A 14,203-nucleotide genomic window follows, 5' to 3' on the forward strand; every position below is an offset into this window, starting at 1 on the left:
TTGGCGATCTCGGATTGGGCGGTCCCGCATGCCTGTGTCCCGCTCGGCCCTCTCGGACGCGTACGCCCGCCTGACCGGGGTCTTCCTGGGACTGGAGATCACAGAGCTCGACGCCGGGCAGCCGGCCCCCGAGGGCGCCGGCTGGGTCTCCGCCGCCTCGCTCGCGGACGGCGGGGCCGGCCTCGAGGCCTTCCTGGCCTGGGACGACGCACAGGTGCTGCGCGACTACGGGCAGCGGGCGCGGCCGGACGTGGTGGCGAGTTTCGGGCTGCACCGCTACGCCTGGCCCGCCTGCCTCCTGATCACCGTGCCGTGGTTCCTGTATCGCCGCGTGCCCCGCTTTCCCGTGACAGACGTCTCCTACGACCGCAGCGTCCCCGGCCTCTCCATAGGCCGCCTGGCCGTGCGGGCGGACGGCTTCGCCTGTCTGCCCGGCGATCCGGCCGCCGCGCTGCCCGGCGCGCGGGTCGTCGCCGACGAGGAGGCGCTGCGGGCCGAGGTGCGGGCCGCGGCGGCCGAGCACCTCGAACCGGTCCTCGCCGGCTTCGGTCCGCGCATGCGCCGGCGCGGGCGGGCCCTGTGGGGCATGGCGACCGACGAGGTCGTGGAGGGGCTCTGGTACGTCGCTCATCTGCTCGGCGAGGAACAGCGGGCGATGCGCGAACTGGAGGCGCTGCTGCCGGGCGCGACCCGGCCCTACGTCGGCTCGGCCGCCTTCCGGGAGCTGACCGGACCGGACGGCGAGGCGGTGCCCACCCGGGACCGGGCGAGCTGTTGCATGTTCTACACGGTGCGCCCCGAGGACACCTGTGCCACCTGCCCGCGCACATGCGACGCGGACCGGGTCACCAAGCTGCTGGCCGCCGCCGCGAGTTGAGACCCCCTCAGGCACACCGGTCACCACCCGTCCCGTAAGATCAGCCGCGAACAAGGCGCCCGCCCGGTTACAGGCAATTCACAACTTCCTCACTTGCCGCAGGAACTTTCCGTGGAACCATCCGTACGGGTAGTCTTATTCGAACTCAACTCCCGCCCCTCAAGCGGCAGTTCGAGCAGAACGTCGCCCTGGGCATCCCCTTGCACTTCCTTGGCGGCCTCTTGCCCCGAAACCCCCTGAGGGCCGGTGGGATTGGGCCACTATGGCGGGCGTTACGCCCTATCCCAATGCAAGGGACCCCAGATGAGACTGACCGACATATCGCTGAACTGGCTGCTTCCGGGCGCCGTACTGCTCCTGGGCATGCTGGCGGCGGTGGCGGTGCTCGCGCGCAGCAAGCGGTCCGGCGGGGAGCACGCGAAGGACGACTCGTGGGAGCGCAGCGAGGAGCGCCGCAGGCGCAAGGAGGCCATATACGGCACCGCCTCGTATGTCCTTCTGTTCTGCTGTGCGGCGGTGGCCGCCGCACTCTCCTTCCACGGCCTGGTCGGCTTCGGTGAGCAGAACCTCGGCCTCACCGACGGCTGGCAGTACCTCGTCCCGTTCGGCCTGGACGGTGCGGCCATGTTCTGCTCCGTCCTCGCGGTGCGCGAGGCCAGCCACGGCGACGCGGCGCTCGGCTCCCGGATACTCGTGTGGACGTTCGCGGCGGCGGCCGCCTGGTTCAACTGGGTGCACGCGCCCCGAGGTGTCGACCACGCGGGCGCTCCGCAGTTCTTCTCCGGGATGTCGCTCTCTGCGGCCGTCCTGTTCGACCGCGCGCTGAAGCAGACCCGCCGCGCCGCACTGCGCGAGCAGGGCCTGGTGCCGCGTCCGCTGCCGCAGATCCGTATCGTCCGCTGGCTGCGGGCCCCGCGCGAGACCTACAAGGCCTGGTCGCTGATGCTCCTGGAGGGCGTGCGCAGCCTGGACGAGGCGGTCGACGAGGTGCGCGAGGACCAGCGGCAGAAGGAGACGAACCGGCTGCGCCGACGCGAGGCGGACCGTCTGGAGCGCGCCCAGCTCAAGGCCATCAGCCGGGGCCACCGCGGGTTCATCGGCCGCGGCGGCGGACGCCAGGTGGAGCCCCAGGCCCTGGAGCGCGCCTCGGTTTCCGCGGAGCCTGCCATATCCGCGCCGGAACCGCTGCCCGTACGCTCCCGGCCCTCACTCCAGCCCGTCCGCAAGGGCGGTTCTGAATCGGTCACCGTCGACCTCACCGCGGAGGACGACACAATGGCCCTGCCGCGCCTGGACTCCTTGGAGCGCAAGCTCAAGGACCTCGAGCAGCAGTTCGGCTGAGGCCCGACTGAAGCCCGGCGCACAGCCGGCACGGGAAGGGGCGTGACCATTCGGTCACGCCCCTTCCCGTTCACGCGATTCCGGCGTCGAGTTCGAACCACACCACCTTTCCCACCCCGTGTGTGCGCACGCCCCACGCGTCGGCGAGGGACTGCACCAGGACCAGGCCTCTGCCGTGCGTACCGTCGTCGGCGTTCGGTACGCGCAGTCTGGGTCTGCGGGCCACGAAGTCCCTCACCTCCACCCTGAGCCCGCGGGGTGAGACCGTGGCCGTGAGAACCGCGTCGTGGTCGGTGTGGATGAGTGCGTTCGTGACGAGTTCGCTCGTAAGCAGCTCCGCTATCTCCGACCGTCCGGGCCGGCCCCACTGCCGTAACAGCTCGCGCAGCGCCCTGCGCGCCTCGGGCACGGCCTTCAGGTCCGCCCGGCCCAGTCTCTGCCGCAGCTGGGACGGCTGCCCCCGTTCTGCGCCGTCGGTCTTTGCCTCCACTGTCTTCGCCGAGGAGGCCCCTACCGCTATGGGACCGCCGCCTCGTGCCTGCCTCTTCATGACCCCCGCCCGCGTGCCGATGTCGGTTCCCCTCCTTGTCGAACACGTTCACGGGATCCATGCCCCATGGGGCACGCGCCAGTCATGTCGAATCCTCAACGACCAGGTGTTCGGCCACGGATGCGCCCCTTCCCGACGGGTAGGTGACACCCTGGGGCTGAGCCGTCCGAGCGTCGAGGGAGCCGCCGTGCACGACGACCGAACGCTGGTGGAGGCGCGCCTGGAGCGGGCCATGGGGCAGTTCGTACGACCCGCGCAGTACGCGCACCGGGTGCCGCTGGTGCTGTCGGTGTGGCATGTGCCGGGTGAGCCGGTGCCGGTGGACCGGGCACTGCAGGCCGCCTACGAGTCCTTCACAACCGGAACGGCCTGGGGAACGCCCTGGTCGACGAGTTGGTTCCGGTTGACCGGCCGGGTGCCCGAGGAGTGGGCGGGCCGCCGTGTGGAGGCGGTGATCGACCCCGGATTCACCGGCGACGGCCCCGGCTTCCAGGCCGAGGGGCTGCTGTACGACGAGGCGGGCGTCCCGCTGAAGGGCATTCACCCCCGCAATCGCCACCTGACCGTCGGTGCCCCGGCGAGCGGAGGCGAACCGGTGCATCTGCTTCTGGAGGCGGCGGCCAATCCGGCGGTGCTGCACGGTTTCACGCCTACGCAGCTGGGCGACGTGCTGACCGCCGGGGATCGGCCCATCTACCGATTCCGCTCTGCCGACCTCGCCGTACTCGACGAGTCCGTGTGGCAGTTGGTCCTGGACGTCGAGGTGCTGTCGGAGCTGATGCACGAGCTGCCCATGGACCGCCCCCGGCGGCACGAGGTCCTGCGCGCCCTGGAGGACATGCTCGACACGCTCGACCTGCACGACGTCTCCGGTACGGCGGAAGCGGCCCGGGCCGCGCTGGCGGACGTACTCGCGGCTCCCGCCTCGGCCAGCGCGCACCGGATCTCCGCGACCGGGCACGCGCACATCGACTCGGCCTGGCTGTGGCCGCTGCGCGAGACGGTCCGCAAGGCCTCCCGCACTTTCGCCAACGTCACGGCGCTCGCCGCCGACTACCCCGAGCTGGTGTTCTCCTGCTCGCAGGCCCAGCAGTACGCCTGGGTGAAGGAGCACCAGCCGCACATCTGGGAGCGGATCAAGAAGGCCGTGCAGGACGGCAACTGGGCCCCCGTCGGCTCGATGTGGGTGGAGTCCGACGCCAACATGCCCGGCGGCGAGGCGCTGGCCAGGCAGATCGTCCACGGCAAACGGTTCTTCGCCGAGGAGCTGGGCGTCGAGACGGAGGAGATCTGGCTGCCGGATTCCTTCGGCTACACGGCCGCCTTCCCGCAGCTCGCGAAACTGGCCGGAATCCGATGGTTCCTCACCCAGAAACTCAGCTGGAACCAGTCCAACAAGATGCCCCACCACACCTTCTGGTGGGAGGGCATCGACGGTACCCGCGTCTTCACCCACTTCCCGCCCGTCGACACCTACAACTCCCAGTTCCACGGCCGCGAACTCGCCCACGCGGAACGCAACTTCGCCGACAAGGGCCGCGCCACCCGCTCCCTCGTCCCCTTCGGCTGGGGCGACGGCGGTGGCGGCCCGACCCGCGAAATGCTGGAGAAGGCCCGCCGGCTGCGCTCCCTGGAGGGCTCACCCCGGGTGGAGATCGAGAAGCCGTCCGCGTTCTTCGCGGCCGCCGAGGAGGAGTACGGCGCCCAGGCCCCCGTCTGGTCCGGCGAGCTGTATCTCGAGCTCCACCGGGCCACGTACACCACCCAGGCGAAGACCAAGCAGGGCAACCGGCGCTCCGAACACGCCCTGCGCGAGGCCGAGTTGTGGTGTACCGCAGCCGCCGTACGCAATCCGTCGTACGCCTACCCCCACGACGCCCTGGACCGGCTGTGGAAGACGGTGCTGCTGCACCAGTTCCACGACATCCTGCCCGGCTCGTCGATCGCCTGGGTGCACCGGGAGGCACGGGACACGTATGCGCAGGTGCTGACAGAGGTGGAGGAGCTCACGGCGGCGGCCGTGGAGGCGCTGGGGACAGGCGGGCCCGTGGTGTTCAACGCCTCGCCGTACGAGCGGACGGAGGTCGCCGGCGGCGTCCTGGTGACCGTGCCGGGCCTGGGCAGTGCGCCGGTCGCGGGCGCGGCGGGCGAGGTCGTCCGGGCGGAAGAGGACGGCGGCACCCACGTACTGGAGAACTCCCGGCTCCGAGTCACCGTGGACGCCCAGGGGTTGATCTCCTCCGTACGGGACCTCGCCGCCGACCGCGAGGTGCTGTCCGGCCCGGGCAACCTCCTCCAGCTGCACCCCGACCATCCCAACGCCTGGGACGCCTGGGACATCGACCGGCACTACCGGCGCCGGCACACGGACCTGACGGACGTCGAGTCGGTGGAACTGGTGGAGGACGGGCCGCTCAGGGCGGCGGTGCGGGTGACGCGGACGTTCGGGAAGTCGCGGATCACCCAGGAGATCCGCCTCGCGGCCGGGGCCGGGCGCCTCGACATCGTCACCGACGTCGACTGGCAGGAGTCCGAGAAGGTTCTCAAGGCCGCCTTCCCGCTCGATGTGCACGCCGAACGCTCCACGGCGGAGATCCAGTTCGGGCACGTCCACCGCCCCACGCACGCCAACACGTCCTGGGACGCGGCCCGTTTCGAGATCTGCGCCCACCGCTGGCTCCGGGTCGCCGAGGAGGGCTACGGCGTCGCGGTCCTCAACGACTCGACGTACGGCCACGACGTGACCCGAACCCCGCACGAACACGGCCTGGGCACGACCGTACGTCTCACCCTGCTGCGCGCCCCGCACAGCCCCGATCCCGAGACGGACCTGGGCGCGCACCGCTTCACCTATGCGTTGCTGCCGGGCGCGGACGTCGGACACGCGGTCGCCGAGGGGCTCGCGCTCAACCTGCCGCTGCGGGTGGCCGGGGCGCCGGTGGTGGAGCCGCTGGTGCGGGTGGACCATCCCGGGGTCACCGTCGAGTCGGTCAAGCTCGCGGAGGACCGCAGCGGGGATGTGGTGGTACGGCTGTACGAGTCCCGGGGCGGGCGGGCGCGGGCCACGCTGACGCCCGGGTTCCCGGTCGACCGGGCCGAGGTGACGGACCTGCTGGAACGGCCGCTGCACGAAAGCGACTTGGCCTTCGAGCTGCGACCGTTCCAGATCCTCACCGTGCGGCTGCGGCCGGCGTGACCACCGCTACTTGCCGCCGATGCCCTTCTCCCCGATGCGGAAGATCTGGCGGCTGTCGCGGGTCATGTCGACGACCACCTTGCTGGTGCTCGACTTGCTCCAGGTGAAGGTGATGACGGCCTCCGTGTACTTGGCGGTGCTGCCGTTGTCGGTGACCTTCCAGGCGAGCGGGACGTTCTGGGCACGCAGGACGCCGTCGGCGTGGTTCTTCTCCTCCCAGGCGTTCAGCGCCTTCTGGAAGCCGGCGGTGAGGTAGTGCGCGCGCAGGGCCTCGCCCAGGTTGCCGCTGTCCTCGTCGGTCACCGCGTCGATGTAGGCGCCGTAGAAGTCGGCGATGCGGGTGATGTTGTCGGCCGGCTTGCCGCTGACGCTGCGCGGGGTGCCGGCGGAAGACGCCTGGGCGGTGGCGCCGAGACCGAGGGCGACGGCGAGGACGCCGGCGGCGAGGGCGGTGCGGGTCTTGCTGTTCATGTTCGGTTCCCCGTTTTCGAGTGATCGAGTGATCGAGTGATCGAGTGGTCGAGCTGTGCTGTGGGCCGCCCTCCCGACCCCCGAGGCGAGAGGGCGGCCCTGGTCGTGCGGTCAGTGGAGCTTGTTCACGGCCGTGGTGGTCGCCTTCTTGAAGGCCTTCACCGGGGCGCCCTTGAAGCCCCCCAACTGCGCCCAGTTCACGACCGTGACGGTGCGGCCGTCCCGGCCGACCGACAGGAGACGGACGTCGCTCGACCCCCCGGAGGTCTCGGTGTGGACGCCGTACACATGGGCGCCCTCCTCGACGGCGAGCTTCCCGTAGTCCTTGCCGGTGGCCTCGGTGTCCGGGTCCTGCTGCTCGATCCGGGCCGCGCAGGACTTGATGTCCTTGTTCAGCCACGAGGTCAGCTGCTTGGCCGCACGGGTGTCGGGCAGCACCACGGTGATCTGCCGGGCGTTCGTGTCGAGGTCCGTGCGGAAGTCGCGGTGCCAGGCGGACTCGTGGCCCGGCAGCGCCCGCAGACAGGTGTCCCAGTCCGTCTCCTCCGGCACGCCGGTGGTGACCTTGCCGGCCGTCCAGGACGAGCTCGGGTGCGGCGGCAGATCGGCCGCCGCCAGGAAGCCGGGCGCCTTCGGGGCGGCGGTTGCCGAACCGGCGAGCGCCGCCGTCAGACCCGTGACGGCGATGGCGATGAGCGCGCCTGCTCCGGTGCGCTTGGGCATGGATGTCCCCCGTGAATGAGTGCATGGGTGTCGGTTGTCGCCCGACGCCGGAAGGTCGGTCCGGCCCTGGTCGGTGCGACACCAAGAGCATCGGCGGTCACAACGGCCCGGCGCAACGACTGCCGCCCTTCTGGCGACGGTGGAACCATCCCAGCCCATCTGACGTGCAGGTATATGAGTGCCTGGGATACGGGATCGCGGGCGGACAACGGGGGAACGGTGTCGACTCGGGACGAGGTCGAGGAGTTCGCGGCGCTGCTGCGCCGGCTGAAGGACCGTACGGACCGGAGCTACGGCTCCCTGGCCCGCCGCGTCAACATGAACACCTCCACGCTGCACCGGTACTGCGCGGGCGAGGCGGTACCGCAGGACTTCGCGCCCGTGGAGCGGCTCGCGGCCTTCTGCGAGGCGACACCGGAGGAGCGGCTCGAGCTGCACCGGCTGTGGTTGTCGGCGCTGGCGGCCCGGCAGCGGGTGCGGGCAGGGGGTGCGGCCGAGGAGGTGGGTGACGGGGAGGATCCGACACCGGCCGCCGTCGAAGAGGCCGGCATCGAGGTCGGCGCCGTACCGGACACGACCAGGGAGCCGGAGCCCACACCCTCCCCCGCTCCCCGCGCCTGGTACCGCCGCCGACGTGTCCTCGCCTCGACCGCCGTCGCGTGCGCGCTGCTCGCCACGCTCGGTGGCCTGTCCGCCCTCTCGACCGGCCACTCCTCGGACACGGCCGCCCCTGACTCCTCCTCCGGGCCCCGCAGGACCGCTCCCACGGCACCCCACAACTCGTCGAAGACGAAGCCGTCCACGAGCACCTCCCCCACCGCCTCCGGTGGCTCGTCCTCACCCGGCACCAGGAACAAGGCAGCCGGTGCCTCGTCCACTCCGGGCACGGAACCCACCGGCGCCGGCAAACCGGCCACCGGCGTGCCCCTCGCCTGGACGGCCGACTCACAGGTCTGGTTCGGCGGCTGCGGCCACGACTACGTCATCGACAAGCCGACCTCGCAGGTCCCCCCGCCCCCGGTCCAGCAGGACGCCGGGACGTGGGCGGCGACTCAGGGCGCGGTGCACGGGCGGCAGACGCTGGTGCAGGTCTCGGTGCAGGGGCGGTCCTCCACGGCCGTGGTCCTGGAGGCGCTGCGCGTCCGCATCGTCAGCCGCGGCAACCCGGCAGCCGGGAACGCGTACGCCATGGACCAGGGCTGCGGCGGCGAGCTCACGCCCCGCAGCTTCACCGTGAACCTCGACGTCGACCGCCCCATCGCCCGCCCGAAGGACGGCGCCGACAGCGAACACACCGTCCCGGCCGTGCACTTCCCGTACCGCGTCTCCGCCGAGGACCCGGAGGTGCTGCTGATCGACGCGACGACGCAGACCTACGACGCCCGCTGGTACCTCGAACTCGACTGGTCCTCCCAGGGCCGCACCGGCACGATCCGCATCGACGACCACGGCCGCCCGTTCCGCACCAGCAGCATCAAGGGCATGCCGCGCTACTGGTACGGCACGAACGACTCCGGCGGGCGCGCCTGGGTCCCGTACGACAGTTAGGGCTCTTCTGATGGATCTCCGTGGGAGAAGGAGCGGCGTTCGGTGCGTGCTCTCGGCGTGCCGGGCGGAAGCCCTCGTAGCGGAGCTACTAGGGCTTTTGACCGGTGCGGCGAGAGGGCGTGCCGGGCGTCGCGACGCCGCGGAGATCCATCAGAAGGGCCCTAGGGCCGCGGCACGTTCCGCAGGTTGGAGCGGGCCATCTGGAGCATCCGCCCGACCCCGCCGTCCAGGACGATCTTCGACGCGGACAGGGCGAACCCGGTGACCATCTCGGCGCTGATCCGCGGCGGGATGGACAGCGCGTTGGGGTCGGTCACGACGTCGACGAGGGCCGGGCCCTTGTGCTTGAAGGCGTCCTTCAGGGCTCCGGCGAGGTCCTTGGGCTTCTCGACGCGCACCCCGTGGGCACCGCAGGCGCGGGCCACGGCCGCGAAGTCGGGGTTCTTGTTCGTGGTGCCGTAGGACGGCAGTCCGGCCACCAGCATCTCCAACTCGACCATTCCGAGGGAGGAGTTGTTGAAGAGGACGACCTTCACCGGGAGGTCGTGCTGGACGAGGGTCAGGAAGTCCCCCATCAGCATGGAGAATCCACCGTCCCCGGACATCGACACGACCTGCCGCTTCCGGTCGGTGAACTGGGCGCCGATCGCCATCGGCAGGGCGTTCGCCATCGAGCCGTGGGAGAAGGAACCGATGACGCGACGGCGGCCGTTGGGCGAGATGTAGCGGGCGGCCCAGACGTTGCACATCCCGGTGTCGACGGTGAACACCGCGTCCTCGTCGGCGAGTTCGTCGAGCACGGAGGCGACGTACTCGGGGTGGATGGGCACGTGCTTCTCCACCTTGCGGGTGTAGGCCTTCACCACCCCCTCCAGCGCGTCCGCGTGCTTCTTCAGCATCTTGTCGAGGAAACGCCGGTTGCGCTTCTCCTCCACCCGCGGGATCAGACAGCGAAGCGTCTCCCGTACGTCGCCCCACACGGCCAGGTCCAGCTTGGAGCGGCGCCCCAAGTGCTCGGGCCGGACGTCGATTTGAGCGATCTTGACGTCGTCGGGCAGGAACGCGTTGTACGGGAAGTCGGTGCCGAGCAGGATCAGCAGGTCGCACTCGTGGGTGGCCTCGTAGGCGGCGCCGTAGCCGAGCAGGCCGCTCATGCCGACGTCGTACGGGTTGTCGTACTGAATCCACTCCTTGCCCCGAAGGGCGTGCCCCACCGGTGACTTGACCTTCCCGGCGAACTCCATGACCTCGGCGTGCGCGCCCGCCGTACCGCTGCCGCAGAAGAGGGTGATCTTCTCGGCCTCGTCGATCATCTCGACGAGCCGGTCGATCTCGGTGTCGCCGGGGCGGACGGTGGGCCGGGAGGTGACGAGGGCGGTCTCGGCGGCCTTGTCGGGGGCGGGTTGGTCGGCGATGTCGCCCGGGAGGGAGACCACGCTGACCCCGGACTGCCCGACGGCGTGCTGGATGGCGGTCTGCAGCAGCCGCGGCATCTGCTTCGGGCTGGAGATGAGTTCGCTGTAGTGGCTGCACTCGCGGAACAGCTGGTCGGGGTGGGTCTCCTGGAAGTAGCCGAGGCCGATCTCGCTCGACGGGATGTGGGAGGCGAGGGCCAGGACGGGGGCCATGGAGCGGTGGGCGTCGTACAGGCCGTTGATGAGGTGGAGGTTGCCGGGGCCGCAGGAACCCGCGCAGGCGGCGAGCTTGCCGGTGATCTGGGCCTCCGCGCCGGCGGCGAAGGCGGCGGTCTCCTCGTGCCGTACGTGCACCCAGTCGATGGCGGCGTTGCGGCGTACGGCGTCCACGATCGGGTTGAGGCTGTCGCCGACGACTCCGTAGAGGCGCTTGACCCCGGCGCGGACGAGGATGTCGACGAACTGTTCGGCGACGTTCTGCTTGGCCATGGCTGTCGTGCCCCTTCGGTCTCCGGTCGTGTGGGATCCCTCCGGGTTCCATCAATCCACAGGCGCCCCGTTCACGCCTCCCAAACGGCGGCGGCCGTACGGTCGTCCGCGTATCCCTTGACCCTGACCTGGGTGTCGGCGAGGAACGCGGCGAGGCCGGGCGGGGTGGGGCCGGACCACCGGGTGGTCAGATAGCGGCACAGGTCGGGTTCGCCGCGCAGCGGCTCCGCGAGGCCGCCGGTGCACATCAGCAGCGTGTCACCCGTGTGGGCCACCGAGGCGCGGAAGCGGAAGGGTTCGCGGGACGGTTCGGGGGCGGGGTCGTACGGGCTCGGGGGTGTGGTGATGCCCAGGTCCATGGTGAGCCGGTCGCCCTCGGGCGTCTCGGCGGGCAGCGAGCCGAAGCCGACGACCGGTTCGCCGGTGGTGTCGGTGACCTGCGGTTCGATGTCCTGCCAGGCGCCGTCCCTGAGGCGGAACAGTCCGCCCGCGCCGACGCCGAAGAAGACGCGCGTACGGCACTCGGGGTCGGCGGGCAGCAGCAGGCAGCGCAGGGTGGCGGAGTACTCCTCGGGCTCGATGCCCTGCTCGGCGGCGCTGGCGCGGAGTTTGCCGAGGCTGCGGTCGGTCAGGCGGTGCAGGCCGGACTTGAGGTCGCCGCGGCGGCCGGCGCTTATGTCCTCCGCGAGCCGGGCGTGACTGCGGCCTATGGCCCGCCCGATCCAGTGACAGGCCTCGGCGGCGGCGCGATGGGCGCCCGGCGTTGCGCGGGCGCCGGTCGCCATCGCGACCAGGATCAGGGCGTGTTCGCCGGTGCCGAAGCGGGCGGTGAGGAGGGAGTCGCGTCGGGGTTCGCCCCGGTAGCGGGCGGAGTCGCCGCGCACCGAAGCCGCCCGAAGGGTGCAGGCCCCGTAACGGGCGCCGTCCAGCACGGTGTCCGCGACGAGGTCGTCCAGGTCGTCGGGGTCTGCGGGCGGGAGGGCGGTGGGTTCGGCGTCGTAGGTGGGCGGGCCGGAGCCGACGTAGTCGACGGGGGCCGGGGGGAGGGTGGGGAGGTCGAGGTGGGTGGCGGTACGGATGTCCGGGAGGGGGTCGGCCTCGGCGTCTTCCGGGGCGTCGGCCGGGACGGCATCGGTGTCCGGCGGGGCGGCGACCGCCTCTGCGGCGGCGGGGGACGCGGGACCGGAGGCGTCGGGCGGCATGCGGGAGGCGGGGGCCGTCGTGCCGGGGGTCTCGGTGGAGGTACGGCCGTCGGTTGTCGGCGTACCGCCGTCGGATGTCGGCGTACCGCCGTCGGATGTCGGCGTACCGCCGTCGGATGTCGGCGTACCGCCGTCGGATGTCGGCGCACTGCCGTCGCTCGCGGTCACCCCGGCCCGCACCGGCGCATCGGCGACCTCGGTGCCGCCGGGCCGCGGCGCGGGGACTCCCGGCTGCACCGCACCCGCCGCCGACGCGAAGCGGTCGTCCAGGGTGTCGGGCGCGGGCGCGGGGCCCGTGTCCTCGGTGGAGTCGTCGTACAGCTGCCCCCACCAGTCGTCCTCGTGACCGGTGGGCCTTCCCCCCTGCTGGCTCATGCCCCTAATTGTCCACCGCACGGGCCGTATGAAAACGGGGCATCGGGAAAAACCGGCCGGGTGCTCCGCGCCGCAACGGCGTGTCGAGTGAGTCGTCGAACGGCGATGCGGGAAAGTCACCGGGCGGCTCCACCCCCCACGGGAGAACCGCCCGGCGACGCCGGAGTGACCCGGGCCCGGATCCCCTTCGTGCCGTCGGTGCGCCGACGGCACGCTTCGGGCCCGGATCACGTTCTGAGTGACCGGAACACGCCCCCGCATGCGTGCGGACCGGCCATGAGTGTGACCTGCCTGCCTGGAGATCAGCTGTGAGTCACGTTCGTGTTCTCTCCCGGGCAGGCAGTGGTCGACACCGCCGTGGCGACACCTTGGCAGAGTGGCGGGTGATGCGGCGATGATGCGCCGAGGCGGGTTTGCGCCGTGGCTGTTTTCCGCCATGCCGCACATTGCGCGCTTCAGGGGAGCGGGTCTTCGGGGAGGGGCGACACCTGATGCTGGGAGTGCTGGGACTGGACGAGACGCACGAGTCGGCGTACCGGGCACTGGTGACCGTGGGCGCCGCCGACGTGCCGGATCTGGCCCGGCGGCTGACGCTCGGCGAGTACGACACGGAGCGTGCGCTGCGCCGGCTGGAGCGGCACGGGCTGGCCGCCCAGTCGTCGGCCCGTCCGGGCCGTTGGGTGGCCGCCCCGCCGGGCGTGGCGCTGGGCGCGCTGCTCACCCAGCAGCGGCACGAGCTGGAGAAGGCGGAGCTGGCGGCCGCGCTGCTCGCGGAGGAGTACCGGGCGGCGGCGGCCGAGCCCGCCGTGCACGACCTGGTCGAGGTGGTGATCGGCGCGGCGGCGGTCCGCAGCGCTTCCTGCAGCTGCAGCTCGGGGCGAGCGAGGAGGTGTGCGCGCTGGTCACGGGCGATCCGGTGGTCGTCTCCGGTCCGGACAACCAGGCGGAGGAGCAGGCGGCCGGGCGCGGGGTCCGCTACCGGGTGGTGGTCGAGCGGTCGGTGCTGGACCTGCCGCACGGGATCGGCGAGCTGTCCGCCGCGCTCGGCCGGGACGAGCAGGTGCGGGTCGTGGACCGGGTGCCGACGAAGCTGGTGGTCGCCGACCGGTCGCTCGCCCTGGTGCCGCTGACCTCGCACACCGCGGAGCCCGCCGCGCTGGTCGTGCACGCGAGCGGGCTGCTGGAGCTGCTGTCCGGGCTGTTCGAGTCGGTGTGGCGGGACGCACTGCCGCTCCGGCTCGGCGCGTCCGGTGTCACCGAGCAGGCCGCGGACGGCCCCGACGCCACGGACCTGGAGATCCTGTCCCTCCTCCTCGCCGGGCTGACGGACGCGAGCGTGGCCAAACAGCTGGATCTGGGCCTGAGGACCGTGCAGCGCCGGGTGAAGCGGCTGATGGAGCTGACCGGCGTGACGACCCGGCTGCAGCTGGGCCGGCATGTGTACGAGCGCGGCTGGGTGGCCCGGGACCGTACCGTCTGAACAGGGCTGACCTGCGTCTCCTCCTGGCCTCGGGCACTCTGGACAGATGGGAGTGTGGGACCTCCTGCTGGTCGGTCTGGTCCTCCTGCTCGGCCTGTGCGGAGTGCTGGTGCCCGGGGCGCCGGGGTCGTGGCTCGTGTGGGCCGCGGTCCTGTGGTGGGCGCTGAAGGATCCGCAGCCGGTCTCCTGGTGGGTCCTGGTGGGCGCCACCGTCGCGCTGCTGTGCTCCCAGGTGGTGCGCTGGGCGCTGCCGGCCAGACGGCTGCGCGCGAGCGGCGCCACTCCGCGGATGGGTGTCTACGCGGGGGTGGGCGCGTTCCTGGGTTTCGTCCTGGTGCCCGTGCTCGGCGCGATCCCCGGCTTCATGGGCGGCATCTACCTGTACGAACGCCGCCGTCTGGGCCGGCACGGCGAGGCGATGGCGGCGCTGCGGAACGTGATGCGCTCGGGCGGCTCCAGCGTGCTCGTGGAGCTGTTCACCTGTCTGCTGGTCGCGGGCGCGTGGGTGGGCGCGGTGCTGTGGGGCTGACGTAGGG

The 14,203-nt window shown here is 71.6% G+C and carries 10 protein-coding genes and 1 pseudogene; 6 read left to right on the top strand and 5 right to left on the bottom strand.

What is annotated here, in order from left to right:
• Positions 1–28 precede the first annotated feature (28 nt).
• Both ABZ880_RS19670 and ABZ880_RS19675 read left to right on the top strand, forming a co-directional pair.
• Complete coding sequence (locus ABZ880_RS19670; RefSeq protein WP_361264201.1) at positions 29–877, top strand: (2Fe-2S)-binding protein; 849 nt, start codon at positions 29–31, stop codon at positions 875–877.
• Between the two features lie 303 nt (positions 878–1,180).
• Entirely contained in the window at positions 1,181–2,218 is a 1,038-nt protein-coding gene (locus ABZ880_RS19675) for a DUF2637 domain-containing protein (protein WP_361264204.1), read from the top strand.
• A 70-nt stretch (positions 2,219–2,288) separates the two neighbouring features.
• Here ABZ880_RS19675 and ABZ880_RS19680 read toward each other — a convergent pair whose 3' ends face one another.
• Positions 2,289–2,768 (bottom strand): ATP-binding protein, encoded by a 480-nt coding sequence (locus ABZ880_RS19680; RefSeq protein WP_361264207.1) that lies wholly within the window; start codon positions 2,766–2,768, stop codon positions 2,289–2,291.
• 187 nt (positions 2,769–2,955) lie between these two features.
• Here ABZ880_RS19680 and ABZ880_RS19685 point away from each other — a divergent pair, with 187 nt between their 5' ends.
• Complete coding sequence (locus tag ABZ880_RS19685) at positions 2,956–5,964, top strand: glycoside hydrolase family 38 C-terminal domain-containing protein (RefSeq protein ID WP_361264210.1); 3,009 nt, start codon at positions 2,956–2,958, stop codon at positions 5,962–5,964.
• 6 nt (positions 5,965–5,970) lie between these two features.
• Here the strand turns inward: ABZ880_RS19685 and ABZ880_RS19690 are convergent, their stop codons facing one another.
• Entirely contained in the window at positions 5,971–6,435 is a 465-nt protein-coding gene (locus tag ABZ880_RS19690) for a hypothetical protein (RefSeq protein WP_361264213.1), read from the bottom strand.
• A 111-nt stretch (positions 6,436–6,546) separates the two neighbouring features.
• Positions 6,547–7,158, bottom strand: coding sequence for a hypothetical protein (locus ABZ880_RS19695; RefSeq protein WP_361264216.1), 612 nt, complete (start codon positions 7,156–7,158; stop codon positions 6,547–6,549).
• Positions 7,159–7,332: 174 nt separating this feature from the next.
• Here ABZ880_RS19695 and ABZ880_RS19700 point away from each other — a divergent pair, with 174 nt between their 5' ends.
• Positions 7,333–8,706 carry a helix-turn-helix domain-containing protein gene (locus ABZ880_RS19700; RefSeq protein ID WP_361264219.1) on the top strand — a complete coding sequence of 458 codons (1,374 nt, stop codon included), beginning with the start codon at positions 7,333–7,335 and terminating at the stop codon, positions 8,704–8,706.
• 161 nt (positions 8,707–8,867) lie between these two features.
• Here the strand turns inward: ABZ880_RS19700 and ABZ880_RS19705 are convergent, their stop codons facing one another.
• A complete protein-coding gene (locus tag ABZ880_RS19705) occupies positions 8,868–10,610 on the bottom strand; it encodes a pyruvate dehydrogenase (RefSeq protein WP_361264222.1) in 1,743 nt (580 codons plus the stop codon).
• Positions 10,611–10,681: 71 nt separating this feature from the next.
• Positions 10,682–12,187, bottom strand: coding sequence for a protein phosphatase 2C domain-containing protein (locus ABZ880_RS19710; RefSeq protein WP_361264225.1), 1,506 nt, complete (start codon positions 12,185–12,187; stop codon positions 10,682–10,684).
• Positions 12,188–12,678: 491 nt separating this feature from the next.
• On the opposite strand from ABZ880_RS19710, the pseudogene ABZ880_RS19715 reads away from it, so the two are divergent.
• A pseudogene (locus ABZ880_RS19715) lies at positions 12,679–13,667 on the top strand (helix-turn-helix domain-containing protein).
• 46 nt (positions 13,668–13,713) lie between these two features.
• Positions 13,714–14,196 carry a DUF456 domain-containing protein gene (locus ABZ880_RS19720; RefSeq protein WP_361264228.1) on the top strand — a complete coding sequence of 161 codons (483 nt, stop codon included), beginning with the start codon at positions 13,714–13,716 and terminating at the stop codon, positions 14,194–14,196.
• Positions 14,197–14,203 lie beyond the last annotated feature (7 nt).

It is taken from the genome of Streptomyces sp. NPDC047043, assembly GCF_040644055.1.
Classification (GTDB): domain Bacteria; phylum Actinomycetota; class Actinomycetes; order Streptomycetales; family Streptomycetaceae; genus Streptomyces.

Coding starts and splice junctions, on each gene's coding strand:
- ABZ880_RS19705 (WP_361264222.1), bottom strand. CDS start 10,610: ATGGCCAAGCAGAACGTCGCCGAACAGTTCGTCGACATCCTCGTCCGC.
- ABZ880_RS19720 (WP_361264228.1), top strand. CDS start 13,714: ATGGGAGTGTGGGACCTCCTGCTGGTCGGTCTGGTCCTCCTGCTCGGC.
- ABZ880_RS19700 (WP_361264219.1), top strand. CDS start 7,333: ATGAGTGCCTGGGATACGGGATCGCGGGCGGACAACGGGGGAACGGTG.
- ABZ880_RS19695 (WP_361264216.1), bottom strand. CDS start 7,158: ATGCCCAAGCGCACCGGAGCAGGCGCGCTCATCGCCATCGCCGTCACG.
- ABZ880_RS19710 (WP_361264225.1), bottom strand. CDS start 12,187: ATGAGCCAGCAGGGGGGAAGGCCCACCGGTCACGAGGACGACTGGTGG.
- ABZ880_RS19690 (WP_361264213.1), bottom strand. CDS start 6,435: ATGAACAGCAAGACCCGCACCGCCCTCGCCGCCGGCGTCCTCGCCGTC.
- ABZ880_RS19675 (WP_361264204.1), top strand. CDS start 1,181: ATGAGACTGACCGACATATCGCTGAACTGGCTGCTTCCGGGCGCCGTA.
- ABZ880_RS19680 (WP_361264207.1), bottom strand. CDS start 2,768: ATGAAGAGGCAGGCACGAGGCGGCGGTCCCATAGCGGTAGGGGCCTCC.
- ABZ880_RS19670 (WP_361264201.1), top strand. CDS start 29: ATGCCTGTGTCCCGCTCGGCCCTCTCGGACGCGTACGCCCGCCTGACC.